This window comes from Photobacterium piscicola, assembly GCF_900166965.1.
Classification (GTDB): domain Bacteria; phylum Pseudomonadota; class Gammaproteobacteria; order Enterobacterales; family Vibrionaceae; genus Photobacterium; species Photobacterium piscicola.
Genome location: NZ_FUZI01000001.1, coordinates 264,341 through 290,522, shown reverse-complemented (window position 1 = coordinate 290,522; position 26,182 = coordinate 264,341). Strand labels below are relative to the sequence as shown.

23 protein-coding genes are annotated in these 26,182 nt (G+C 35.7%); 11 read left to right on the top strand and 12 right to left on the bottom strand.

Annotated features, from left to right (window positions below; all coding sequences use genetic code 11):
* Window positions 1–147 precede the first annotated feature (147 nt).
* The 3 genes from CZ809_RS01330 to CZ809_RS01320 are packed head-to-tail and all read left to right on the top strand — an operon-like array spanning window position 148 to window position 3,399.
* The gene (locus CZ809_RS01330; RefSeq protein WP_080155648.1) at window positions 148–1,095 is read left to right on the top strand and encodes a KpsF/GutQ family sugar-phosphate isomerase; all 948 of its coding nucleotides are present in this window, start codon (window positions 148–150) and stop codon (window positions 1,093–1,095) included.
* On the top strand, window positions 1,092–2,387 hold the full coding sequence (locus CZ809_RS01325) for an RraA family protein (protein ID WP_080155647.1): 1,296 nt from the start codon (window positions 1,092–1,094) through the stop codon (window positions 2,385–2,387). The genes CZ809_RS01330 and CZ809_RS01325 overlap by 4 nt, the downstream gene beginning before the upstream one ends.
* Window positions 2,356–3,399 carry a glycosyltransferase family 2 protein gene (locus CZ809_RS01320; protein WP_159447923.1) on the top strand — a complete coding sequence of 348 codons (1,044 nt, stop codon included), beginning with the start codon at window positions 2,356–2,358 and terminating at the stop codon, window positions 3,397–3,399. Before CZ809_RS01325 ends, CZ809_RS01320 begins: the two co-directional genes overlap by 32 nt.
* On the opposite strand, the gene CZ809_RS01315 is transcribed toward CZ809_RS01320, so the two are convergent.
* The 4 genes from CZ809_RS01315 to CZ809_RS01300 are packed head-to-tail and all read right to left on the bottom strand — an operon-like array spanning window position 3,347 to window position 8,890.
* Window positions 3,347–4,651, bottom strand: a complete 1,305-nt coding sequence (locus CZ809_RS01315; protein WP_080155645.1) for an O-antigen ligase family protein — start codon at window positions 4,649–4,651, stop codon at window positions 3,347–3,349. The genes CZ809_RS01320 and CZ809_RS01315 overlap by 53 nt on opposite strands.
* The gene (locus CZ809_RS01310; protein WP_080155644.1) at window positions 4,615–5,940 is read right to left on the bottom strand and encodes a GumC domain-containing protein; all 1,326 of its coding nucleotides are present in this window, start codon (window positions 5,938–5,940) and stop codon (window positions 4,615–4,617) included. The genes CZ809_RS01315 and CZ809_RS01310 overlap by 37 nt, the downstream gene beginning before the upstream one ends.
* A complete protein-coding gene (locus CZ809_RS01305) occupies window positions 5,934–7,100 on the bottom strand; it encodes a polysaccharide biosynthesis/export family protein (RefSeq protein ID WP_080155643.1) in 1,167 nt (388 codons plus the stop codon). Before CZ809_RS01305 ends, CZ809_RS01310 begins: the two co-directional genes overlap by 7 nt.
* The gene (locus CZ809_RS01300; protein WP_080155642.1) at window positions 7,100–8,890 is read right to left on the bottom strand and encodes a WecB/TagA/CpsF family glycosyltransferase; all 1,791 of its coding nucleotides are present in this window, start codon (window positions 8,888–8,890) and stop codon (window positions 7,100–7,102) included. The genes CZ809_RS01305 and CZ809_RS01300 overlap by 1 nt, the downstream gene beginning before the upstream one ends.
* A gap of 24 nt (window positions 8,891–8,914) precedes the next feature.
* Between CZ809_RS01300 and CZ809_RS01295 the strand changes: the two genes are divergently transcribed.
* The 3 genes from CZ809_RS01295 to CZ809_RS01285 all read left to right on the top strand — a co-directional run bounded on the left by CZ809_RS01295 (window position 8,915) and on the right by CZ809_RS01285 (window position 11,119).
* On the top strand, window positions 8,915–9,778 hold the full coding sequence (locus CZ809_RS01295) for a glycosyltransferase family protein (protein ID WP_080155641.1): 864 nt from the start codon (window positions 8,915–8,917) through the stop codon (window positions 9,776–9,778).
* An 82-nt stretch (window positions 9,779–9,860) separates the two neighbouring features.
* Complete coding sequence (locus CZ809_RS01290) at window positions 9,861–10,490, top strand: hypothetical protein (RefSeq protein ID WP_080155640.1); 630 nt, start codon at window positions 9,861–9,863, stop codon at window positions 10,488–10,490.
* Window positions 10,421–11,119, top strand: a complete 699-nt coding sequence (locus tag CZ809_RS01285) for a lipopolysaccharide biosynthesis protein (protein ID WP_159447922.1) — start codon at window positions 10,421–10,423, stop codon at window positions 11,117–11,119. Before CZ809_RS01290 ends, CZ809_RS01285 begins: the two co-directional genes overlap by 70 nt.
* Before the next feature lie 25 nt (window positions 11,120–11,144).
* On the opposite strand, the gene CZ809_RS01280 is transcribed toward CZ809_RS01285, so the two are convergent.
* The 5 genes from CZ809_RS01280 to CZ809_RS01260 all read right to left on the bottom strand — a co-directional run bounded on the left by CZ809_RS01280 (window position 11,145) and on the right by CZ809_RS01260 (window position 16,662).
* A complete protein-coding gene (locus CZ809_RS01280; protein ID WP_080156517.1) occupies window positions 11,145–11,804 on the bottom strand; it encodes an alpha/beta hydrolase in 660 nt (219 codons plus the stop codon).
* A 34-nt stretch (window positions 11,805–11,838) separates the two neighbouring features.
* The gene (locus CZ809_RS01275; protein ID WP_080155638.1) at window positions 11,839–13,095 is read right to left on the bottom strand and encodes an ABC transporter substrate-binding protein; all 1,257 of its coding nucleotides are present in this window, start codon (window positions 13,093–13,095) and stop codon (window positions 11,839–11,841) included.
* Between the two features lie 13 nt (window positions 13,096–13,108).
* The gene (locus tag CZ809_RS01270) at window positions 13,109–14,560 is read right to left on the bottom strand and encodes an ATP-binding protein (protein WP_080155637.1); all 1,452 of its coding nucleotides are present in this window, start codon (window positions 14,558–14,560) and stop codon (window positions 13,109–13,111) included.
* Window positions 14,561–14,637: 77 nt separating this feature from the next.
* Complete coding sequence (locus tag CZ809_RS01265) at window positions 14,638–15,366, bottom strand: response regulator (protein WP_080155636.1); 729 nt, start codon at window positions 15,364–15,366, stop codon at window positions 14,638–14,640.
* Window positions 15,367–15,660: 294 nt separating this feature from the next.
* Window positions 15,661–16,662 carry a glycine betaine ABC transporter substrate-binding protein gene (locus CZ809_RS01260; RefSeq protein ID WP_080155635.1) on the bottom strand — a complete coding sequence of 334 codons (1,002 nt, stop codon included), beginning with the start codon at window positions 16,660–16,662 and terminating at the stop codon, window positions 15,661–15,663.
* Window positions 16,663–16,881: 219 nt separating this feature from the next.
* Here CZ809_RS01260 and yidA point away from each other — a divergent pair, with 219 nt between their 5' ends.
* Window positions 16,882–17,691, top strand: coding sequence for a sugar-phosphatase (gene yidA, locus CZ809_RS01255; RefSeq protein ID WP_080155634.1), 810 nt, complete (start codon window positions 16,882–16,884; stop codon window positions 17,689–17,691).
* Window positions 17,692–17,754: 63 nt separating this feature from the next.
* Here the strand turns inward: yidA and CZ809_RS01250 are convergent, their stop codons facing one another.
* Together CZ809_RS01250 and CZ809_RS01245 are read right to left on the bottom strand one after the other, a co-directional pair.
* Complete coding sequence (locus CZ809_RS01250; protein WP_080155633.1) at window positions 17,755–18,165, bottom strand: YgiW/YdeI family stress tolerance OB fold protein; 411 nt, start codon at window positions 18,163–18,165, stop codon at window positions 17,755–17,757.
* A gap of 137 nt (window positions 18,166–18,302) precedes the next feature.
* Window positions 18,303–18,908 carry a TetR/AcrR family transcriptional regulator gene (locus CZ809_RS01245; RefSeq protein ID WP_080155632.1) on the bottom strand — a complete coding sequence of 202 codons (606 nt, stop codon included), beginning with the start codon at window positions 18,906–18,908 and terminating at the stop codon, window positions 18,303–18,305.
* A 195-nt stretch (window positions 18,909–19,103) separates the two neighbouring features.
* Here CZ809_RS01245 and CZ809_RS01240 point away from each other — a divergent pair, with 195 nt between their 5' ends.
* Entirely contained in the window at window positions 19,104–20,201 is a 1,098-nt protein-coding gene (locus CZ809_RS01240) for an efflux RND transporter periplasmic adaptor subunit (protein ID WP_080156516.1), read from the top strand.
* Between the two features lie 3 nt (window positions 20,202–20,204).
* Window positions 20,205–23,258, top strand: a complete 3,054-nt coding sequence (locus CZ809_RS01235; protein WP_080155631.1) for an efflux RND transporter permease subunit — start codon at window positions 20,205–20,207, stop codon at window positions 23,256–23,258.
* Between the two features lie 88 nt (window positions 23,259–23,346).
* On the opposite strand, the gene CZ809_RS01230 is transcribed toward CZ809_RS01235, so the two are convergent.
* Complete coding sequence (locus CZ809_RS01230) at window positions 23,347–23,922, bottom strand: TetR/AcrR family transcriptional regulator (protein ID WP_080155630.1); 576 nt, start codon at window positions 23,920–23,922, stop codon at window positions 23,347–23,349.
* Between the two features lie 124 nt (window positions 23,923–24,046).
* On the opposite strand from CZ809_RS01230, the gene CZ809_RS01225 reads away from it, so the two are divergent.
* Together CZ809_RS01225 and CZ809_RS01220 are read left to right on the top strand one after the other, a co-directional pair.
* Complete coding sequence (locus CZ809_RS01225) at window positions 24,047–25,090, top strand: alkene reductase (protein WP_080155629.1); 1,044 nt, start codon at window positions 24,047–24,049, stop codon at window positions 25,088–25,090.
* A 169-nt stretch (window positions 25,091–25,259) separates the two neighbouring features.
* A complete protein-coding gene (locus CZ809_RS01220; RefSeq protein WP_080155628.1) occupies window positions 25,260–26,135 on the top strand; it encodes a phospholipase A in 876 nt (291 codons plus the stop codon).
* Window positions 26,136–26,182 lie beyond the last annotated feature (47 nt).

Below are 26,182 nucleotides of genomic sequence, written 5' to 3'. Positions count from 1 at the left end.
ATAAAACCTCTTATTTATAGAAACCGCCCCTTTAATGAGACAATATATCAGCAATTGATAATCAATATCTCAAATAAAATACTATGCTATTGGCTTAATATTTGCTTATTTTTAAGAATAATAATCAAATTTGAGGCAAAACATAATATGCATTCACTTATCTCTGATTCAATATCGTTACAAATTGGCGCACTTCAAAATATGCAGCACCAATTAACGCCTACTCAATCTGAAGCGCTGACGACATTGATTCAGCATCAGACAGGTCAAATAATCTTTGCCGGGATAGGTAAATCGGGGCATATTGCAAAAAAAATCGCCAGTTCCATCAAAAGTCTCGGTATCAATGCTACGTATCTTCATGCGAGCGAGGCAATGCATGGCGATATAGGTCCTTTAAATCATCATGATCTGGCTTTTTTAATCTCGAACTCTGGCGAAACAACGGAAATCCTCGCCTTACAATCACAGCTAAAACATCGCCATATTCCTATCGTTACGTTAACGCGGAATCACTCCAACAGTGTCGCTATGCAGGCAGATCTCAATCTTATTGCGGGATCATCAATAGAAGCCGATCCACACAACATATTACCGACATCATCAACAACTTGTGCCTTAGTGATGGGAGATGCTATCACCATAGCAATCGCTAACTATCATGCCTTTTCTAAAAATATTTTTGCTCATAATCACCCACATGGCAATCTTGGTTTGCATGCCTTAAAGCCAATTAAAACTCAATTAAAATCAGTACCTATTATTGATATAGCAACTCCACTACAGCAAGTGCTATCACAATTATTATGCGGCCATCAAGGGTGTGTCCTCGTCGGTAGCCAGCAACAACTCCAAGGTCTGATTACTGAAGGGGATTTAAATCGTGCTATCTCTCATAACCCTGAGCACTGGCAACATATTCCAGCAAAAGAAATTATGTCAGCTAATCCGGTGACTTTAGATGATAGTCATACGGTACATGATGCAGAACAACTAATGCAACAACACAATATTAATACTATTGTTATAGTATATCATAACAACACTCAGCATATATCAGGTGTTTACACTCGTATTTACAGGAAGAAAATATGAAAATAGTCGCCGTTGTTCCAGCAAAAGGTAACAGTGATCGTATACCATCAAAAAACAGCCAATTGCTTGATGGTAAACCTCTTTTTATCAATATGTTAGAGAAGCTAATAAAGTGCCCATCTATTGATGAGGTATGGCTGGATACTGATAGCGATGAGTTTATAGAAATAGCTAACGAGCTCCCTATCCACATCATGAAACGAGAGCGCCAGTTAGCCAGTAACACAACTGATGGTAATGCATTATTTTTAAATGAAGTTTCACATATTGATGCTGATATTTATTTACAAATTTTATGCACCAGCCCATTTATTGAAATTCAAACGATTGAAGATACCTTAGAAACACTAATAAATAATCCTGACTATGACAGTGCTGTAATGGTAAAAAAAGAAAAACAATATTTATGGCATAATAATCGTCCAGCTTATGATATTGAGCATATACCCAATAGTGTCGACCTTACAGATACGATCATAGAAACTATGGGGATGTATATTATGTATCGTGACAATGCGCTTACATTAAAAAGACGCGTCGGAGATAACCCCTATCTTGTATACGCAACACCAATAGAAGCCATTGATGTCAATTGGGCTGAAGATTTTCAACTAGCCAACCTCATCGCAGCAGGAATACGAGAAAAAGAAAATCACTTACTACAAAATATTTCAGCATCCATATCAAGCGCAATATTATCTGACATATTAGATGAATTGGGTTATCCAAACCAAATAATTACAACTCTTAAACCCTATACACCCACTAAAATCTTTGGTCGTGCGAAAACATTAAAGCTTCGCAAAAAAAAGCAAGATGAATCTCCATCAGGAATCTACAACGCGTTAAATACCTATAAATATATTGTTCCTAATGACATTATTGTGGTTGAAAATGAAATTTCTGATTATGCCTACTTTGGTGAGTTGAATGCTAATCTCGCTATTCGTTCTGGTGCTATCGGCACGATTGTTGGTGGCGTAACTCGTGATAGCCAAAATGTTGCAAACCTCAATTATCCTGTTTTTTCTACAGGCTATAACTGCCAAGATGTTAAAAATAGAGCCGTTGTTGAACATTTCAATAAAACAATTACGCTTGATAATGTAACTGTTGAACCTAACTGTTTAATTTATGCTGATAATGAAGGTATTGTTGTTGTACCCCGACACGTTGAGAGAAAAGTAATTGAACGTGCTCTTACGCTTACCCGTAATGAGCGACATATTTTAAATGATATATCCAATGATATTCATGTTGATGAATTGGTGGCAAAATATGGTTTCTTTTAATCCCCCTTTTTTTTCGATTGTAATACCGATCTATAACGTAGAGGATTATCTATGTGACAGCCTAAAATCGGTATTAGTGCAAAGCTTCTCAAATTTTGAGGTGCTGATGATTAACGATGGCAGTAAAGATAACTCCGTTAATATATGTAAACAATTTGCAGAAAAAGATGTGCGGTTTCAACTTATCGAGCAAGAAAACCGAGGCTTAAGTGGTGCAAGAAATACGGGTATTCGTCACGCTAAAGGTCAATTTATCGCTTTTCTAGATGGCGATGATTTATGGCATAAAGATAAGTTAAAGGCCCATTATTATTTACACCAACTGAACCCAACTATTTCTATGAGCTATAGCCAATCAAAGCTTATTAACATGGATAATAAATCCATTAACCTACAGCAGACGCCAAAAATAAATAACATCACAATTAGTGATCTTTATTGCCGAAATCCTATAGGTAATGGATCATCTGCCGTGATTAAAACAGTTGTCTTAAAAAAAATTGGCTTTTATTGTCAAAATCACCATGCTGACATGCAATTTTTTGATGAATCATTAACCCAATCTGAAGATGTTGAATGTTGGATGCGATTATCGACTATTACAAATCTAAAAATGAAAGGGTTAGCTTTTCCACTAACAATTTATAGAATAAATGTTCAGGGCTTGTCTTCAGATTATAAAAAACAGCTCTTGAATTGGTTAAAAATGAATACTAAAGTGCGGAATTATAATCCTAATCTAATTAAACAATATAGACATAAAGCACTCGCTTATCAATTACGATACATATCACGCTGGGCTATAATAAAAAATAAAAAGAAAGAATCTATCTGCTACATATTTAAAGCTATACGAATTTATCCTAAAATAGTAATTGAAGAGCCGACTAGAACTATCGTGACACTAGGTTCAAGTATATTATTGGTTATATTACCAAAAATAATATTTTCTCGAATATTTACTTTGGCACAACAAACACTTGGCCGTTATCTTCAAAGTCAATCTCATTAAAATGACAATCATAAAAACATGCTCGTAAAGTCATTCCAATAAATAGCCATCCCGGCCACATCAAATAAGATAAAATCTCAATATTCTCAGTAAATGAATACATAAAAAAAATCAGAATAACAAAAAATCCTGACAAATAATCACGCCGTATAAAGCTCTTAATAAATAAATATAAAGTAGTTACGACTAAAGGAATAACATAGAGTAACAAACCTATTATTCCCTTTATGAATAATAACCCAATAAATGTATGATGACTTCCTATTGGCATAAATTGTACAATATGAGGGCCTCGTTCAACATTCCCATGCCCGAACCAAAAAGATTCGCTATACCATCGATACAAACCAATATCATTTAATGTTTGCCTTATCATACTAGATTTTGATCGCATACTATTAATATAATTCACTAAACCAGAAACACCTTCAACTATTTCGTTAAGAAAAACACCAAACAACAAACAACAAATAAGCATCATAAATAGAATAAATATCACATCAAAAAAATAGCTAATTGCATATATAAATATCAACATCAGTAATATGACAATTCCAGCTCTCGATTCAGATAAGAGGACTAAAACAATCGCAGAAAATAATGCAACATATTTTGTTTTATCTGATGGTCGAGGTAAAATAATGGACAATGCTAATAACGCATAAAATGCTAATGCAGGAGACCAAGGTGCAAATAATTGCCACCTAGGTAACCCTGTATTTGAATCATTCCAATATAACCACACTTTAAAAAACTGTTCACCTCCACCACCAAAAAATTTCAATGGTGATATATAGAGTAAAGTTGGGAAATTAAGAAAAGCGACAACAATAAGGAAAGGTGATATTAATAAACTTTGCCACAATATATTTATTATAGCTCTTTGAAATATATAATATCTAATAGGTAAAATCGACCCTATAAATATAAATATCCCGATTAATGCCCACCCTTTAGCCCAACCAATTGTTGACTTTATTGTCATTAATATACTATGACCAGTATTCAATGAACCAATAACAACAACAACTTCAATTAATAAGATAGAAACAATCCAAGCAATTGATAAATGATGTATTTTTATTTTAACATTAAAAATAATAACTAAAGAACGATACAGCAAAATCCAAGCTAAAATCGGGCCGACTAAGTATAAACCACCTATTAAATATAATGGATAAGTGAGGATTATCGTAAAGTATATTATTCTTTCATCTAGATTTTTAAATGTTGTTTCTTGTAAAATAGACATAAAATAACAACCCAAATAATAGAAGTAATAATACCAATAACAATTATAATAATATGCGTATATTTACCTTTTTCGCTTACTATTTTTGCACCTTCCCATAATTGAATATCAGGATAAATATATTCTGCATCATCAATATAAGCCTGTTCATTACTTAACTTTGAAAAGTATATAGCCTCATGGAGTTCTAATTTTTTTGTTAGCATTTCTAATTGATTTTGTTTATCTAACATTTCTATTACTGTGTTTTTTAATGTTTTTATTTCAATATCTATTTGATTAAATTCATTCACTACTGTTTGATATTCTATTTTATTTAGCACATAAACTTTAAATATTTCAGAACGCTCATCAATATCTATATTAAGAATTAATCTTTTTGTATTATTATCATTTAGGCCTTTATTTAAAAAAGACAGTCTATTATTTATATTATTTGTTAACTGGCGATATTCTTCTTTTATATTTTTCAAGTCAGGATTATTCGCACCACTAACGGCAGCTAATAATGACAGTTTTGATGATACTTCTGCTCTTTCTTGATACAGTCGCTTTAAAATATAATCTGAATTAATATATAATGCTAAAGAAGCTTCTTCTGCTGATAATTTCAATATTTTATCAAATTGCTCTAATTTCGTCCTCAATGATATTAATTCTATTTTTTTATTACGTAAAACATCATCAAGCTTAAATAATTTTTCAGAATAATAATCATTAGAATTATCATGTAATAGATTATATTCAACTCTAATGTTTTTTATTTTCTCTGTTAACAAATCTATTTTAAATTTAGAATTATCAATTTTTATTTGATTAGATATGTTTCTAAACTCAATATACTTATTCCGTTTTTTTTCTATTTTATTATTTAAATTATAAAGTAAAGAATTTAGCATAGACACCAAATTTTTCTTATGATCACTAACCATAGAAATTTTTATTAATGGTGTTTGAGGAACATTAGTAATTTTCGGTGTCGGTATATTAAAAAATGTCAAATCAAGATCATCTGCAATATTAACTCTCATCTCATTACTCATAATAATTTCTTTATATGTCTCTTTCGGATCTATTTTCATATTAGAAAAAATAGATTTATTATTCGTTGTCATCTCACCAATACTTAATAACTTTAATCGTGTATCTGATTGAGACGATGGGAAAATAATCGTTAATCGACCTTCATATTTATTCTTTAGCATCAAAGCGCCTACTAATACTCCCCATATGAAAATCAATCCAACAAGAAAAAAAAGAAGGTTATATTTCAATGCTTTAATTACCATCCTATTAATCCATGTAGAAGAGTGATTGGTAATAATGTTTCAGTTAATGACTTAACAATCGCCAAGTAATTCGTCATTCCTGAATCATAACAAGCTATTTTGTCGCCATTCATTAAATAAGGATTATAATGGGGATTATTCCTATGCTTAACTAAATCATATGTCCCAATTTTTAATGCCACTAGATTATCGTCATTATTTAAGGATGTTATTAATAAAACCCCTCGACCACTATTTGTTGATTCCGTTCCGCCCATACAATTGGCATTAAATACTGCATCCATAAGCCGAGATCCATAAGGCATCTCTCTCGTATCACGATTAATATTACTTAAATTATTATTTTCTGCGGGAATTGTTGTATTAGATAAGAATAGCTTAATACCAATTGGGGTTATCTTTGAAACTCGAATTAAATCAGCATCAACACATAATGAAGATCCAATATAAATTTCATCACCATTTGCCAATGGAATATCTTTAAAACCACCATCACTTAAAACACCATTAAGATCAATTATATAACTTACCCCACCACGAACTAATCTAACATTTGTTATATCCGCCGTCGGTTTTATTCCTCCTGCTAGTTTAATCGCTAAAGTAAGCATCTTATCCTCTGTATGAGAAATACCTAAATCCTTATAATGATTAAGTATAGGATCATTTTTATTAATAATTATAAATCCTGGTTTAAACACCTCTCCATTAACTTTTATTGAAATAGGAGCATATTTTATAACAGTGATAATAGGATAAAAACTGTCCTTTTTGAAAATATCATTAGCAATATAAGAAGTTAGTATTTTTTCATTTAGTTCATCAATAGATAACCCTTCAGCCTGTATCGGAGCAATCCAAGGTAGATATATATTGCCATTTGATTTAATTATATAATCTTTAGATAATGTAATATTATTCAAAATATTAATATTTAACACATCACCAGCTGATAATATTTCATTTTTATTCAAAATTCGATCTATATTATTGTTAATATTTCCAGAGATATTACTATTTGTATATTTTTGGTCTGCATGATAATTGCAATTTTCATTACAATAATTTAAACATTTAGTAGAACTATAACTATTAATTGTGCGCTCATTTGCACAACCTAATAACATTCCAATAATTAACAAAATAGTAAGAGCATACATTACATTGCTCCTTTCGCACTAAAAACAGCAGGAATAGTTTTAATTAAAATAGTAAGATCTAACACTATTGATCTCGTCATTACATAATTTAAATCTAGCTCAAATTGCTTTTTACATGATAATTCAGAACGACCTGAAATTTGCCATAACCCAGTCATTCCTGGTTTAATAAGTAAGCGTAATTTATGCACTTGGGTATATTTATCAACTTCATCCTCTAAAGCTGGTCGTGGACCAACCAACTTCATATCACCTTTTAATACATTGAGAAATTGAGGAATTTCATCAACAGAAAACTTTCTTAACCAAAATCCAAATCTTGTTATTCTTGGGTCTGATTTATTTTTATATCTGATTCCATCACTCACATATTGTTTAAATTCCTCTTCTTCTAAAATAATATCACTGTCCATTGTTGTATATTTATACATAATGAACCGTTGACCATTTTTCCCAACTCTTACTTGTTTAAATATTGGGTTTTTTCGTTCTGTAATAAATAACAAACCACATAAAATAATATGAAATGGCGCCCACATTATTAATGCAATAGAAGAAATAATTATATCAAGAGTTCGCGAAAAGAAATTCAAAAAAAACATTCTAATATCTAATGCATGTGAAATATTCCAAAATATAAAATTTGCATTGCCAACGATATAGCGATTCCATAACCGCTTAGGCTCTTGATATAGTCGGTATAGCCATTCACACCCAATCTGCCTTACCAGTAAAGGCGCTCTTTGTACTTTTCCCGCATAAAAATCAAACATCCCACCCACACAAATAACGAGATTAACTGTTAAATATTTATAATTGTCAGCAACCCATTGCTCTTGTATAGGAGAACCAAATCCAACAAATAAGATCTGAGCTTTTGATTCATTTATATAATCAATAACCAACTTATCATCATTAAAAAAACCATGATGACTACCCGCAACATTTAAATTAGGATACATAGTCTTAAATTTAGCGAGCGCATTTTTTGAAATATCTTCCTCGCCACCAAGGAAAAATACAGACCAATTCTCTTGTGCTGCTAACTCTAAAATTTTAGGGCTAAAATCGGTGCCATTAATATTATCACCCGGCAATATACCTTTCAGTTTTAACGCCCATTTAAGTCCAACGCCATCGGGCAGTACTAAATTAAATTTAGCTAAGTTTTTACGGTACCGACGGCTATCCTTTAACTTATTTAAACAATCAGCATTAACATAACCAATTAGGCTTGGTGTTTTTTTAGGTATTGCGATAATCAATTGTTTAATGATGTTTAATGCTATACTTTGTTGGCCATTAAAGACCTCAATACCAAACCATTTTATTCTCTGATTAATGGGTTTGTGTGTCACTTTGAATAATAAAGAATAAGCATATAACAGCGGATATATCATCTTTTTCCACCAATACATCTTCAATTCCATATCATCACTTAAATGATGATATTCTGGTGGCGTAATGCCTAAATTTTCATGAATATCTCGCGCAGAAAAAGCACCAACATACTGGTTATCACTGCTATAAGCAATTTTCGGTGAAAAGCCAATGAGATGTAATTCTCCCTTTACAACAGCCAATAATCTCGCTAATCGGCTAGTTTGATAAAAACGATAATCAAAACCGCAACAATACTCATACCGACTCACTACTCGTCCACATAAGCTATAGTTTTGAACGGCATAACAAGCCCATACTGGAAAACTTACTACACTGTATAACAATGCAATTAAACGATCGAGTAAGGATACATCTACAATCATTACTTTACTCATCACTCTATTCATAACGCAACCTATGGATAATAATTAATGAAAATACAATGTGTTATATTTAACTATAATCTTCCAAAGCAAACGGATGAGACGTACGACTGTCTAATTAAGAACAATTTTTCTCCAGATCACATTATTGTTGTTGATAATGGTTCAGATAAAGCACCGCCAGCACTTTCAACCAATTTAGCATTGCCGTTTAATGTTCGTTTTTCTGGGCAAGCAAATGTAACCCTCAAATTTCTTATGACTTATCGTCCTTCTGATTACTATTTATTGATAACAACCAGTGCAAAACTTGATCCCACCATTAACTATCTTGATATCTGTCATCAGACGATTGATGAACTATCAGCATCATTTGGCGTTGTTATGGCGTCTCTAAAAGGTGGAGAGACAGAAACAATCAGTCCTGAACAGTCCCACCATGATCTTACTCAACACAACATCCCCTATCGTTCGACCTATTCAGCCCAACCGATTATGACGCTAGTTTCGCACCAGCTTTTATCTATCTGTTACAAAAAACATGCCGCTTATTTCAACACTGACTTAAAAAGGGGACACGGTATCGATATTGAGCTTCAACACATAGCGTTAAATAATGGATTAACGGCTGTTATATCACGTGATCTATGGGTACATTGGAAGACAAATCAAGTACATAAATTAAATCTTGCGGATGAATCAGCGTATGAATATCGCTGCCAAGCACAAGTAGAGATGGAAAAATGCTTTGCAAAAAGATATGGCGAGCAATGGGAAAAACAATTTAGATCGCAATTTGCAAAAATAACCGGTTCAAAAATGAAAATAACGACACGAGGTCGATACAAATTCGCATCCTTACGACAGCTATGGTATCGAATAAAACTGGCTTTTTTCAAATTTAAAAAATAAATAAAATAATACTTTTGTTGGTATTAATATTGCTTAATATTAGTATTGTAAAAACAAGAATCATATAAGAATAGGATATTCTATGACGTCTTTTTTAAAAAAATCATCAGCTTATTTAATATCCAATATTTTAAATGGTTTATCATTACTGTTTCTATTACCCTTTTTAACTCGCTTTCTTTCTGCCGAAGAATATAGTCAGATTGTATTATTCCAAACCTTAATTTTTGGTTTATTATCATTTATACACCTCAATGTTTTTCAAGCTTCAAATATAAAATATTTTGACCAAGAAACCACACATAAAGATATTCAACACTATAATAGTGGTTGCATCATAATACTTATTTTTTCTATTTTACTTTTTACCTTACTATTATTTACACATTTATCATTTTTATCTGAATTATTATCACTGCCACAATTATGGATTCCATATGCGATGATCATTGCTATAGCACAAACCTTTATTCAATTTTGTTTATGGCAGTGGCAAATGAGAAAGCAAGCGTATCAATATTCACTCTATAACTCCTGCTACATTATACTTTCCTCATTATTTACATTAATGCTGCTATATGCCTTACACGATAAAATAGATGCAAGAATCTACGCCTTACTGACTATTTCTGCGGTTTTTTTTTGTGTTCAATTTTTATTATTATCAAAAATAATTGGCTCATTTTCTCTCACGTATCAATTGCCATCATAAAAGATATTTTAAAAGTAGGTTTGCCATTAGTTCCCCATTCTGTCGGAATCTTTATTTTAGCCGGTGCTGATAAATTCATTATTAGTGGCATTATTGGTCTCACTACTATTTCATCATATCTTGTTGTATTTCAAATTAGCACTGTTTTTATTTTTGTATTTGACGCTATCAACAAAAGTTATTACCCATGGCTATTTGAAAAATTAAATGAAAACAATAAAATCACTAAAAATAAACTATGGGTTTTAACCTATATTTATTTTATTTTTTTACTCGTAATATCACTGTTTTTCTTTTTTCATGGTTCTGCATTAATTACGTTCATCGCAGGTCAAAATTATATTATCAATAATAATATTGTAGGCCTTATTTTTCTTGGACAAATATTTGGCGGCATGTATTTGATGATCAATAACTATTTATTTTACGACAAAAGGACGCTGTTAATTTCAACAATAACCATTTCATCAGGTATCATTCACTTATTATTAATTTCTTTATTATCATACTTTTGGGGAATAACTGGTGCGGCACTATCTTTTTGTTTATCTAAATGCATTCAATTTTTATTAACATGGTTAAATGTTTATAAAATAACTGTAATTCCAGTGCCAATTAAAGGCGGATAAATAGGTCTCATCCGCCATCCATTTTCTACCCTAAACGTGCGCGAATCCATTGCGCAATATCTTTAATTTGAGGCATACATACTTGATGTTCCATTGAATATGTTCGCCATTGCGGTTGATAACCGGCAGCAATCAGATCATCACGCGCCATTTCTCCAAGTTTGGGTACCACGACAGGATCATAACGACCATGCATGATCTCGATCGGAAGCTGGCGGTTTGACTCACTGTATTGAATAATATTCGCTGTTGGAAAATACGTTGATAACGCTAGTAACCCTGCTAACGGTTTAGAATAGCTTAGAGCAGCATGATAGACCACAGCGCCACCTTGAGAGAACCCAGCCAAAATAATTCGCTCAGAGGCAATGCCGCGATTGATCTCTCGATCAATTAAATTCATCACACCTTGTGCAGAATCAATGAGTTGATCTATGTTGAGTTTGCGAGCTACATCCAATGAGATAATGTCATACCATGCAGGCATTACAGCGCCACCATTAATGGTAACAGGGATAGAAGCTGCATGAGGAAAAATGAAACGTATTGGCATATCAGTAGGTAACTGTAACTCTGGTAACAATGCTTCAAAATCATGGCCATTAGAGCCTAAACCATGCAACCAGATAACACTTGCTGTCGCCTCAACGGTAGGTTCTACTTCAACACAAGGTAAATAGGTTATATTCATATTCTTATCCTTATATAAACCGTTGTCACTATATCGCTGATTTTATTGCTCGCGCAAGTCGTGATGGCGCTAATTTTGGATTAGGATTTGTTTGATCAAAAAACTCGCTCACAACATCAACAATAGCGGATTGTACATCGGCTGTTGTCGCTAAATTTTGAGAAAAACTGGGTACTAAATCCCCAGATAATGACGCTTGTTTAAAAGCTTGCATCGAATCTAATGCACATTGATCAAACGCTGACATATCCATGTCTAATCGAACCGGAATCGACCCTTTATTAAGATTAAATACATTTTGAAAAGACGGAGTTAATAAGGTTTTAGCCAAATCATGCTGCGCAATATTGTCAGCTTCGGTTCCTTTTAATTTAAAAAAAGCCAAACTATCAATGTTAAATGTAAACTGGTGCTGCGTACCCGGTGCTGGTACACATAAATAATCTTTACCGGGAACGTCGCCTACTTGTGCAAATTCTCCTTTAGCCCAGTCTCCCATAAACTGCATCGCTGCTTGACCATTAATGACCATTTCGGTGGCAGAGTTCCAATGACGTCCACTTGCTTGAGGATCAATATAAGCCTTCATCCGTTTAAACTGTTGAAAGACTTCTACCATTTTCTTGCTGTTGATAACCGCCATATCTAGATCAACAAAGGCTTTACGGTAATCCACTGACCCTAATACTGCTAATGCAATGCTTTCAAATAAAGTGGCATCTTGCCAAGGTTGACCACCGTGCGCTAACGCAATAAACCCGGCAGCTTTAATTTTATCTGCTGCCACAAAAAACTCAGCTAAGGTTGTTGGTACAGCAGCACCTGCGGCTTTAAATACTTTAGGATTAACCCACAACCAATTAACACGATGGACATTAATAGGAACAGCCACATAATGATTATTATATTTCATGATATTTGCTACAACGGGTGGAAGCACTTTATCCCAATGTTCTTGCTGAGCAACATCATCTAATGAGGTAAGAAAACCTAACCGTCCCCATTCTTGAATATCATGACCTTTTAATTGTGCCGCAGTAGGTGGGTTCCCCGACACTGCTCGCATTTTTAACACGGTCATTGCACTTTCACCACCGCCACCAGCAACCGCGAAATCTTTCCAACTGTGGTGTTGTTGCTCCATCATTTGCTTGAGCACTTTTACTGATTTAGCTTCGCCGCTTGAGGTCCACCAATGCAATACTTCAACTTGTCCTGATGCATGTGCTAATGTTGCTGGCAGCCAAGATGCTGCTACGGCTAATATCAAATACGCTAGTTTCATGCTTTCTATTTCCTTAAGCTAATGCAACGGGCAATACACGCGGTAATACCACCACGACAATTAGCCCTTGTGTTAAACTATTTTTGATAATCAGCTTACCACCATGAGCATGGATAATATTACGTGCAATCCCCATTCCTAAACCATGCCCATCAGCATCCGTCGCGAGGCGAAAATAAGGTTCAAATACTGCAGATAATGACGATTCAGGAATACCCTTACCTTGATCAGTGATTGTCAGAATAATCTTGTCTGGCTTATCTATTGCTGCGACCGTCACCTGATGACCATATTTAACACCATTATCAATTAAATTACTCAAGCAACGTTTTAACCCTAATTCTTTACCCATGATTGGCGCTATGATCAATGTTGGTAAGGTGACTTTTGTATCACGGTGATTATGGCGCTCAGCAATACTGGCTAAAAGCAGATTTAAATCAATTGGGACAATATTTTCGTGTAAATCTGTATCTTTAACACATTGTAATGCCCCTTTTACCATCATCTCTAATTCATCAAGATCATGGTTAAATTTATCTATTTTTTTATCGTCATCAATAAGTTCAACCCGCAGCCGTAATCGAGTAATGGGGGTCTTTAAATCATGAGAAATTGATGAGAATAATTGTTCTCTATCTTCGATATAGCGTCGTAAACGCAGCTGCATACGATTAAATGCTTGTGTCGCCATCACCAGTTCTGTCGCCCCTTCTTCTTTAAGTGGCGGTTGATAAATATCTAAACTTAGCGCATTCGCAGCGTCTGCCAATTGTTTTAATGGCTTGGTTTGGCGTCGTACCATGATGTAGGTAAACACCAATAATAAACCCGTGATAAACACCAGAAATAATATTTGCTGGTGAGTGATCACTTCATCTTTTAAGTTCATATAAGGGGCTGGTAATAATGCAGCAATATAAAGCCATTGATCTTTTTCTAATTCAATCTGTACCACTAAAATAGGAGGATCTAAAGGCTCTAAACTCAGCGTGTTGTGTACCCACGATCGTGGTAAATCACTCAATAAAATATCATTTTTAAGAACATGTAATGTTTCAGGCCGAGAAAAATCAACTTTGATTGTTGGCAAACGTGGTAATTTTTGATGCAACACTTTTTCAAACACAGACACAGCCATCTGTTTCTGTTCTGAATGAGCAATGGGATCAATCCGTATTTCTTCATCATTAAAAGAAACAAAAAAACGGGTTCCGCCCATATTACGCAGTTGATCTAACACAATATGCCGATATTGCATCGGTAATGATTGGAAGAAAGTCACCGTTGAGGCAAACATGGTTGCCATACTTGCAGATGTCGATTGCAGCCCATCTAAATCGCGTTGCTTTGATTGGCTATACCAAATTCCCGTCGCAATCACTTGCGCTAAAAATACCGCTAATAATGTTAACCACAATGTTCTCGAAACCAATGATTTCGGGTACAACACTTTCCAATTCATTGACCATTATCCATATAGTAAAAAAGTGTGATGCTTATGCAAGCGATCACACTTTATCCAACGTCATTATTGTTATGTTATGCGTCTTCGTAGATCACATCAGCAGTAAAAATATAACCATTGCCGCGACTGGTTCTGATTAAGCGCTGAGTACGGCCTTTATCGCCTAATCGTTGTCGTAGCCGACTTAAAGCAACATCAATACCACGCTCTGAAGGTAAGGTATCTCGCCCTCGCGTTGCATAGGAAATTGTATCACGATCGAGTATTTCTTGTGGGCGCGATAAAAACAGCATCAATAATGTATAATCACCACCAGTTAATTCAAACTCTTGTTTTTTATCAAGATCAAATAAACAATGCGTGGTGGTATCAAGCCGCCAGTGAGCGAAACGAATAAATCGAGCGTCGGCTAAGGGTTGCTGACTTTCTGTTGGTTTAATGCGCCTTAATAGTGCTTTAATTCGAGCTAATAACTGCCGAGGACTGAACGGTTTAGCAATATAATCATCAGCACCAATTTCAAGACCAATAATTTGATCCATCTCATCAGATACTGCGGTTAGCATGATAATAGGCACATTTGAGTTTTTTCGAATATACTGACACAGCGTAAAACCATCATCACCGGGCATCATAACGTCAAGTAAAATCAAATCAGGGTAACCGGCAGCTAAACGCCGTTTCATTTCCTCGCCTTCTGCCGCAGTAATAACCTCAAACCCGTTTTTAGTTAAATATTCATCAAGTAATTCACGAATCTCTTGATCATCATCAACAACGAGAACTGTCTTAGTTGCCCCCATTTTATTCATCCCTCACAGATATATTGCTTATTATTTACACATTGATGTATTACTTATCTCGAACTCTATTACCTATTAGCCGTCATAATGATTAATACGGTTCTTGTTAACCAACTCTCCATTTGACCATCTATAATCATAAAAGTCAGAATATATGCCAATATTCGTGACCCAACCGCTATCTTACTAGCAAAAAATATACGTAATTGTAGAAAAAAACATCGATAATAAAACTGTCTCTTTTTACTTTATCTTCATATCAACCAATCTGATCTCATCAAAATTACTTGATAATTATTCTTTCTCCGCAAGTGCTTTTCGTACTTTATTCGCTACTTTAGGTGAAACCCACTGTGTCCATTGGGATTCATATTGAGAAAGAAACTGCACCATCATTTGCTCACCATTAGCATTGTGACTCACTTTCCATGCCATTAATTGATTCATATCTTGATTTGAAAAACGTCGTGTCGATAAATAATCAATAACAATAGGTGCTCGCCCAGCAAATTCTGTAGTCACAATGGTATCAACAGCATGAGGAGGAAACATCGTCACTTTAGGATTTTTACAAACAGGCTTATCTATACAATCATTAAAATATTCACGATGAGTACCAGAGTTAAAATCTATCCGTACCATTTTATAGAAACCTAATACTGCCGTAGGGGACCAATAATACCCAATCCAAGGCAGTTTTTTAGCATAAGCGTGAGCAATGGATCCTGATAGACCGGTGACATTATCTGTCGATGTTAGCTCAAATCCAGCTTGCTTAAGATTTAGGGCGGTAAACAAGTGTTTCACCGCATTTTGGCAACGTAAGTTAGGTGAGCAATTAAAAAAAGGCATTTTGTTACCGAGATCTGGCCGTTTAAATAAATAAGCATGTTTTCTTATCCCCTCAATCGTTGCCAATGAAGGCTCTTTTTCTACCATATAAGCCGGGACCCAAAAACCTTCTAAGCCACCCTCGTACAATACCTTACCAACAAATTTAATCTTATCTTTTTCAATTCCATGTTCCAATCCTCCTTGTAATGCATTGCGCCACATCTCAGGAATGATATCTGGCTTTCCTTGCATTAAAATAGACTTTGCCGCAAGGACTGTTTCACTGGGTACAAGTTGAGTTTCACACCCAAAGCCATGTTGTAAAATAAAACTATCCACATTAGCAACAAATGTCGCAGAATCCCAATTCATATCCGCAATGGTTACCTTGCCACATTCAACGGCGTGGGCATTAAATGTTATCGCTGATAATACAATCGACATTATAAGTTGCTTAAACATCAATACATTCCTTCTCTAGGATAATTTAGATGTGTTTTCTATACGCTTAGTCTAAACAACCTTAATATCAAACACCAAAAAGAAATAACAAAAACTATCGATACTAAGCATATATATATGTATGAATAATAACGTTTAAAGATAAATACCACTTTATATCGTTTTCATCTCATATATTGCTATCATAGTCCCTATATTCATTAGTAATGGACAATAACAATGTACAAATTAGTTGCACTCGATATGGATGGCACCTTACTTAGTTCCGATGGCACAATCTCAGCACATAATAAGCAAGCAATTGCTGCTGCGCGCGAACAAGGTACCTATGTTGTGTTAGCGTCAGGTCGTCCGATTGAAGGCATGACATGGGCACTAAAAGAGCTCAATATGAATAGCGACAATGATTTTGTACTGTCATATAACGCGTCTCTAGTACAACGTGTAGCAAGCCAAGAAGTGGTAAGAAGCCAAACTTTAATTGGTAGTGATGCTAAAGCCATTGCTGCAATTGCTCATGATCTTGGTGTTCATGTTCATGCTTTCTCTCGCCGTCAGGGTTTGATTACACCAGCACATAACTACTACACAGATCACGAAGCAAAAATTAATGGTCTAACTATCACACTCGCTGACTTTGCTGAATTAGATGATAATGAAGAAATCATGAAAGTGATGATCATTGATGAAGAAGATCGCCTTGAAGCAGCAATTGCTCAATTACCAGCAACGCTATATCAACAATATACTATTGTAAGAAGTGCGCCTTTCTTCCTGGAATTTATGCACACCAATAGTAATAAAGGTGTGGGTGTTAAAGCATTAGCTGATTTCTTAAATATCAAACAAGATGAAGTGATTGCAATGGGTGATGCCGGCAATGATCACCATATGATTGAATTTGCAGGCTTAGGTGTAGCGATGGGTAATGCTACCGAAGAGACAAAAGCAATTGCTAACTATATTACTGACACTAATAATAATAGTGGTGTTGCACAAGTTATTGAAAAATTTATTCTTAATGCATAGTTAAGAATAAATCATAAAAAGCCAGCAATAATGCTGGCTTCTTTTAGTGATACTGTTTATTCATTATTTAGCAAGAACAACAGAATCAACATCAATAGTACGTACAGTCCAATCTTTATCTACTTCCCCACGAATAGTAATTTTTGTGGTTGGTGTTACTGTAACGCCACGCCAATCATCATGATCGATCTCGATTTTTATTTCACCAGACTCATCTTTAAACATATAGTCGTCTTTACCAATCGAAGACACAATATGACCAGTCAGCTCTACTGCAGTATTGTCGTCTGCATGTAATGCTGCTTTCACGGTATTTAATACAGGAATAGCACTAGGGCCATTAAATCCCCCTTGAACCTGAGTAAGTGGTGCCGCTTCATGCGGTCCACTAAAACCACCTTGAGTTGATTGCGGTGCAGCCATCACTGACATTGATGAAAACACAAGAACGGAAGCTGCAAGTAATTTTTTCATTTGTCTATATTCCACAGGATTATTCAATGAGATGATAATATCTCAAACACATATAATATTTAAATTATAACGCTAGGAAATTAAATTCGACAAGATTATTTTTTAATCGCCATAATGAATAAATTTATATATAACGGCTATGGTAATTCTTTAATCATATGTGATGCTAAAAAAACTGACACTATCGTTTCAATATTATCTTCAAGCACTTTGCCTTCACTATTAGGAGCAAGATTCATTACTTGAGGCCAAAAAAGAAGCCCTTGAAACAAACTAATATAAATATTTGTTAATAACATTACATTTTTATCAACGATACAACCGGCGGAAATTGCTTGTTGAAACCACTCAGTAATCGCTTTCGTGCTGTATAAATCTTTAATTAAATTTAATGCTAATTCTGGCTGACGTAAAAATTCCATCACAATTGTACGTGATAATGGAATACCATAAGTTGAATACAAAACATCGGCTTCACGACAAGTTATAGCCGTTAATTGCTCGGTTAATGTCTTAGTTGGATCAAATTCATACTTAACATTTTCAGCCACAGACTCTTGAATAATGGTCAATACTGAAACAAATAACACTTCTTTACTCTCAAAGTGACGATATAGCGTCCGTTTCGAAACAGCTGCTTCAGTTGAGATACGATCCATATTTGATGCTAAAAATCCATGAGTTATAAATTCCTCTTTAGCCGCTTCAATGATTGCTAAGTGCTTACGTTCCGTTTGCTTCATCCTTCAGAGATTCCTCATAGTATTTTTATTTCAGTTTATGAGCGCAGTCTAACAATCTGAAACAAAAAAGTACACTGTGTAGTTTACAATCTTGTTTTTATCACTAAAATGCACTTTAAGTTTGCTTCTTTGTAGCAATAAATATGACTAATCAATCTAATGATAGTGGAGAACACGGTGAAAACTCATTCAGCAATGTCCAATGTGACATCGTTAACAATTAATAAACTGGCGATGGCCGTTAGTTTATCTTTAGCGGTAGTGCTGTTGTCAGGATGTAACAGTGAAAAAGAAACAACTGTCACCGCGCCTATCATTAATCTTGCGTTAACTGAAATTGTAACGCCAAAAACAAATACCAATTTAACCTTTAATGGTGTGATCCGTTCTGCTGAACGCGCAGATTTATCATTTCAAGTGAGTGGCCGTGTTAGCCATATTTTTGTTAACGAAGGCGACAAAGTACATAAAGGGCAGTTACTTGCAAAATTAGACCCTAAAGATGCCCAAACCGCGTTTTCAGCGGCACAATTAGAATTAAATAACACCAAGAAAGACTACTCACGTGGTAAGTCTATCTATGAAAGCTCACAAGCTATTGCAAAAAGTGATCTTGATGAACTACTAACACGTTACGATTTGGCTCAAAACCGTCTTGAAGAAGCAAAAAACCAGCTTGCTTACACGCAATTAAAAGCCCCTTTCTCAGGCATTATTGGGCGTAAATTAATTGATAATCACGTGCAGATTCAAGCAAATACATCAGTCTTAACACTGCATAACCTTGATGATTTAGAAGTTGTCGTTAACATTCCTGACATTGTAATGTTAACTGGCATGCAATGTGATAAAGCCAATGCTGAAATTAACAATATTCCAGGGCATTTATTACCGTTGAGCTTACGTACTTACTCAACCCAAGCCGACCCGATTACACAAACTTTCTCGGTTGTATTAGGGCTTGACGATCTTAAAGGGCTTAATATCTTACCGGGTATGTCTGTGAAAGTTTCACCAAGCTTAACCGAATGCCCAGAAGAAAATAACAACCCACTAACGGTGCCATTAACAGCCGTTGTGCCTGACAATAAAAATCAACAATTTGTCTGGGTTGTTGGCAGTAATAACATCGTTGAAAAACGCTATATCAAGGTGGGCACTATCAATAAAAATTGTATTACTGTGCCTTCTGGCCTGAAGGCAGGCGAGCGTATTGTTATTGCTGGCGTATCAAAACTAAAAAATGGTATGGAAATCCGCCCATACACAGACACGACTCAAAACGGAGTGTAAGAAATGGATATCGCTCGCTATACCATTGCCAAGCGTACCAGTGTTTGGGTAATGATTGCTCTGATTTTAATCGGTGGCTACATTAGCTACCTAAAATTAGGCCGTTTTGAAGATCCCGAATTTGTTATTCGCCAAGCCGTTATTATTACGCCTTATGCGGGAGCAACAGCACAAGAAGTGTCAGATGAAGTTACCGACATTATTGAAGGTGCAGTGCAATCGTTACAGGAATTGAAAGAAGTTAAATCAGTTTCTAAACAAGGCATGTCTGAAGTTACAGTCGAAATTAAGCTTGAATTTGCTAAAAGTCAGGCTGATCTTCAACAAGTTTGGGATAAGTTACGTCGTAAAGTTAACGATGCACAGCGCTCGCTTCCACCAGGGGCAGGTCCGTCAATTGTTAACGATGATTTCTCTGACGTTTATGCTTTATTCTTTGCTGTAACAGGTGAAGGCTTCTCTGACAAACAACTGTCTGATTATGTAGATAGTTTACGTCGTGAACTAGTCTTAGTTCCAGGCGTTGCTAAAACAGCAACACTTGCAGAACAACAAGAAACCATTTTTGTTGAGTTTACCAGTGAGCGGTTAGCTAAGTTTGGCTTGTCTGTTGATAATGTTTTGTCAGTATTACAAAAGCAAAATATCGTAACAGTCGCTGGTAGTTTAACGGCAAATGGCATGCGTATTCCGGTAATGCCGACGCCAAATGTTAACTCTTTTAATGACTTAAAAAATCTTCAAGTGGGTATTGGTGACAACCACACCGTATTACACTTAAAAGATATTGCGACCATCAAACGAGGCTATCAAGAACCAGCGTCAATGCTAATGCGTTACAACGGCGAGCGAGCTATTGGTTTTGGTATTTCAAATGTCACTGGCGGTAACGTTGTTGATATGGGTGATGCTGTTAAAGCACGTATCGCAGAACTAGAAAGCCAACGTCCTCTAGGTATGGAACTGAATGTCATCTCAATGCAATCAGATTCTGTACGTGATTCAGTAACGAACTTCATTGATAACCTTATTGCAGCTGTTGTCATTGTATTTATCGTACTATTGCTATTTATGGGTGTTCGCTCAGGTATCATCATCGGTTTTGTATTAGTACTCACCGTTGCAGGTACCCTATGCATCATGCTTATTGATGACATAGCAATGCAACGTATCTCTCTTGGTGCACTGATTATTGCACTCGGCATGCTGGTTGATAACGCCATTGTTGTCACCGATGGTATTTTAGTTCGCCTACAAAATAACGAAGATCGGGAAGTGGTTATTCCTGAAGTTGTTAATGCAACTAAATGGCCATTATTAGGGGGAACGGTTGTTGGTATCTGTGCATTCAGTGCTATCGGCTTGTCACCATCAGATATGGGTGAATACGCAGGTTCGTTGTTCTGGGTTATCCTTTACTCAATGCTTTTAAGTTGGCTGTTTGCTGTAACGGTGACGCCATTACTATGTCACCAGTTCCTAAAAGTAAAAGTGAAAACAACGGCAGATAAACCAAGTAAAGTCGTTAATGGCTACAAAGGTTTGTTATCGTGGGTATTACTTCATCGTAAGACAACTGGCCTATTATTAGTGGCTACTCTTATTGGTGCTATCTGGGGTGTGAAATATGTACCACCTGGCTTTATGCCTGAATCACAACGCGCGCAATTTGTAGTTGATGTTTACCTTCCACAAGGTACTGATATTCAAAATACAGAGGCTGTTGTTGCCAGCATTGAGCAAGACGTTAAAAAGAAACCAGGTATCAGCAATATTTCAAGTTTCATCGGTGGTGGTGGTTTACGTTTCATGCTGACTTACGCGCCAGAAGCACGTAACCCAAGCTATGGTCAATTACTGATCGATATCGATGATTACCGTAATATTGCGCCATTATTAGTTGAACTACAAAAAGAGCTTGACCTTAAATATCCTGAAGCATCAATCAAAGTATGGAAATTTATGCTTGGTCGAGGCGGCGGTAAAAAGATTGAAGCAGGATTTAAAGGCCCTGATAGCAAAGTATTACGCGATCTAGCAGAACAAGCTAAACTTATCATGCTTAATGATCCAAACTTGATTGCAGTTCAAGATGATTGGCGTCAGCAAGTACCCGTTATTAAACCGATATATTCATCTGAAAAAGCACAGCGTTTTGGGTTAACAAATCAAGAAATAAGCCAAGCCATTGCACAAACATTAACTGGTCGTAATATTGGTGTTTACCGTGAAGGTAATGATTTAATCCCTATCATCGTGCGTGCGCCGGATAACGAACGTACTCATGAGCGTGCGATTGAAAATACGGAAGTTTATAGCCGTATGGTCAATGGATTAATTCCTGTTAGCCAATTAGTGGAATCGGTAAATGTTGCTTGGGAAGATGCCATTTTACGTCGTATTAATCGTATTCCGACGATTTTGGTTCAGGCAGATCCTGCACCAGGTGTATTCACTGCGGATGCATTTAATGATTTGCGTGGCAAAATTGAAGCAATTGAATTACCTCCGGGTTATGAATTGACATGGTATGGCGAATACAAAGCATCAAATGACGCAAATGAAGGTCTTGCTACCTCTGCCCCTTACGGCTTTGCAGCAATGATTTTAGCGGTAATCTTTATGTTTAACGCGCTTCGTCAGCCATTAGTAATTTGGTTAACCGTACCATTTGCTTTGGTCGGTGTGACCGTAGGTTTAGTGATTTTCCAAACACCATTTGAGTTTATGGCTATTCTGGGCTTCCTGAGCTTAATTGGTATGATGGTAAAAAATGCTATCGTGTTGGTAGACCAAACTGATGTCGAAATTGCAGCGGGTAAAACGCCATATCAGGCGATTATTGATTCAGCACTTAGTCGTGCTCGACCAGTATTGCTTGGTGCATTTACAACGATTTTAGGTGTGGCGCCATTATTGGTAGACCCATTCTTTAAGAGTATGGCTGTTACCATTATGTTTGGTTTATTATTCGCGACAATCCTAACATTGGTCGTGATTCCACTACTGTATGCGGTATTGTTCCGCGTTAAAGTAGAAGAAACACCACCAGCATAATTAGCATCACAAAATAAAAGGGAGTGGCATCATTGATGTACACTCCCTTTTTTATAACCGTAAATAACCTGCGCTCTTATCAATACCATTATTTAATATAATCAATAAGATCTTGTGCTAAACGACGTAACACGCCTGGTTCTGGGTGAGTATGTGAAAACGTTCTAATCCCATAAATTCCCATCACTAAAAATTGTGCTAATTGGTGGCTATCGCGAGCATCGCTTATTTCATTATGCTGTTGGGCTAATGCTAGTTGCTCGGCCAAAGTCTGCTGCCATTGTTTTAGCATATGGCTGATAACATCAGCAACTTCGACATCTTGTTGCGCAAGTTCACTGAGTGATTTTTGTAGTAAACAATCTTTAATCTGCTCACGTTCACACTCATCAACCACCTGATCAAGATAAGCACTGATCGCTCCTAACACTGAAGATGACTCAGCAAACAACGTAACAAACTGCGTATAGCGTTGATTACGGTAATGTTCTAACGCCGCTAATAACAAACCGCGTTTATTTTTAAACGCGCAATAAATAGAGCCAGGATGAAGCCCTGTTGCTTGTTTTAAATCTTGCATGCTGGTGTTGCTATAACCTTTAGCTATAAAAACATCCATTGCCGAGCGTAACACTCGATCACGATCAAATTCAGCACTACGCATAATCACTCTCTTTTGCTTTATCTTCTTCTAGTTTACTTAATATTGAACAATCATTCAAAAAACTCTTGAATGATTGTTCAAACAGGTCTAACTTGAATGAGCATTCAAATAAGAGATAACAATCATGCTCGACACTCTATTTCACCCAGTTGTACTTAACGATACGCTAACACTCAATAACCGTATTATCATGGCACCATTAACCCGTTGTATGGCTGACGACGATTTAGTCCCAACCCAAGCAATGATCGACTATTACGCACGCCGCGCTGATACTGGGCTTATTATCTCAGAAGCTATTTTAATTCGTGCTGATGGTCAAGGTTATCCACATACGCCAGGGTTATTTACACCAGAGCAAATTGATGGCTGGCATAAAGTAACAGATGCTGTGCATAACAATGGTGGTAAGATTTTTGCACAATTGTGGCATACAGGTCGTGTAGCTCATCCGTTCTTTTTTAATGGTGAGTATGTACTTGCTCCTTCTGCGATAGCACTTGAAGGCACGTTACCAAGAATGCGGGAATTAACTTATACCGTTCCTAAGCCTGCAACGAAAACTGAAATTGAACAACTTATTGCCGATTTTAGTCAAGCTGCAGCTAATGCGATTGACGCTGGCTTTGATGGTGTAGAAATTCATGGCGCAAATGGCTATTTGATCGATCAATTTCTACATTTCAGCACCAACGAACGTGATGATGAATTTGGTGGCGCACCAGAGAATATGGCGCGCTTCCCACTCGCAGTTATTGATGCAATTAGCCAACGCATTGGTCGTGATCGTACCGGCTTACGTTTATCACCCGGCGGTTACTTCAATCTTGAAGGTGATAGCCGTGATCGTGCGGTGTTTGACTACTTATTACCTGAAGTTGAAAAGCGTTGTTTAGCGTATCTGCATGTTGGTATTTTTGATGACAGCATGAATTTTGAGTATCTTGACGGCAGCGCATCTCATTACATGCGAACACATTACAAAGGAACATTAATTGGTGTTGGTTGCTATACCCCACAAACAGGCAGTGATGCTATTGAAGCGGGAAAATTTGATTTATTAGCCATTGGTCGTCCATTAATTGCGAATCCTGACTATGTTAATAAAGTGCAATCAGGTCAAGCACTTACTCCTTATGACGACACTATGCTAGCTCAGCTAATTTAATGGTCTCTTTTACGCCTTAATACTGTGTTATTAAGGCGTTTATTTTGCTGTACTTCATTATTTAGTTTTAAATTACGAAAAATCATTGATTGCATTTGTATCGATAGACAAAAGCCCAGTTTAGCTCTTATGATAACAATAGATAAAATAATAATGATAGAAAATAATAATGAATATCAAACTGCAACAATCACATCAGAAAGTCCTATTAACGAGTTTATTTATTGTTACAAGTGGCTATGCTTCATATGCTAATGCTGATACTTCAGCCTCTTCAACATTAAATAATGCATTAAATTATACGAGTAGTAACAGCCTACTTTTAGAACAATATAAAGATAACTTTGTTTTACCTTTTTATTATACTCAATCTCCAAATTACAAAGAATATCAATCAATTATCCCTGAAGATGGTAAGCTTAGTAACTATAATGTCAACTTTCAAATCAGCTTAAAATACCGTTTATTCTCCGGCATTTTAACTGATAACGACCAGTTATATTTTGCTTACACACAACGTTCAAACTGGCAAGCCTACGCTTCATCTGCATTTTTTAGAGATACAGAATATGAACCGTCGGTTTTCTGGACTTTTCCAACCCAAACGACCTATAGCGATGGTCTACATTATGCAGGCAGTACACTCGGTTTAGTTCACCAATCTAATGGTCGTGGTGGTGAGCAAGAACGGAGTTGGAACCGTGCCTTTATTGATATGACTTTCAAAAAAGACGCTTTTACTTTTAGTGTTAAGCCTTGGGTACGACTTGATTTTGGGGCTAAAGACTATAACAAAGACATCAATAACTACCTTGGTTATGGCCGAGTTAGCATGAATTGGAATATTGATGGTAAAAGTATGATCACATTTACAGTACGCAATGCACTAGAAAGTGGTTTCTCTCGTGGTTATGAAAAAGTGACGTTAAATTTCCCTATTTATAAACGTTTGCGTGGTTATTTAATATTTGAAAGTGGTTATGGTATATCTATTTCAGACTATAATCATTACGACAATGCTGGCGGTATTGGTTTTTCATTCTAATTAATCAATGAAACTTATTTTATCTCTAGTGTTTAGTAGCATATAAA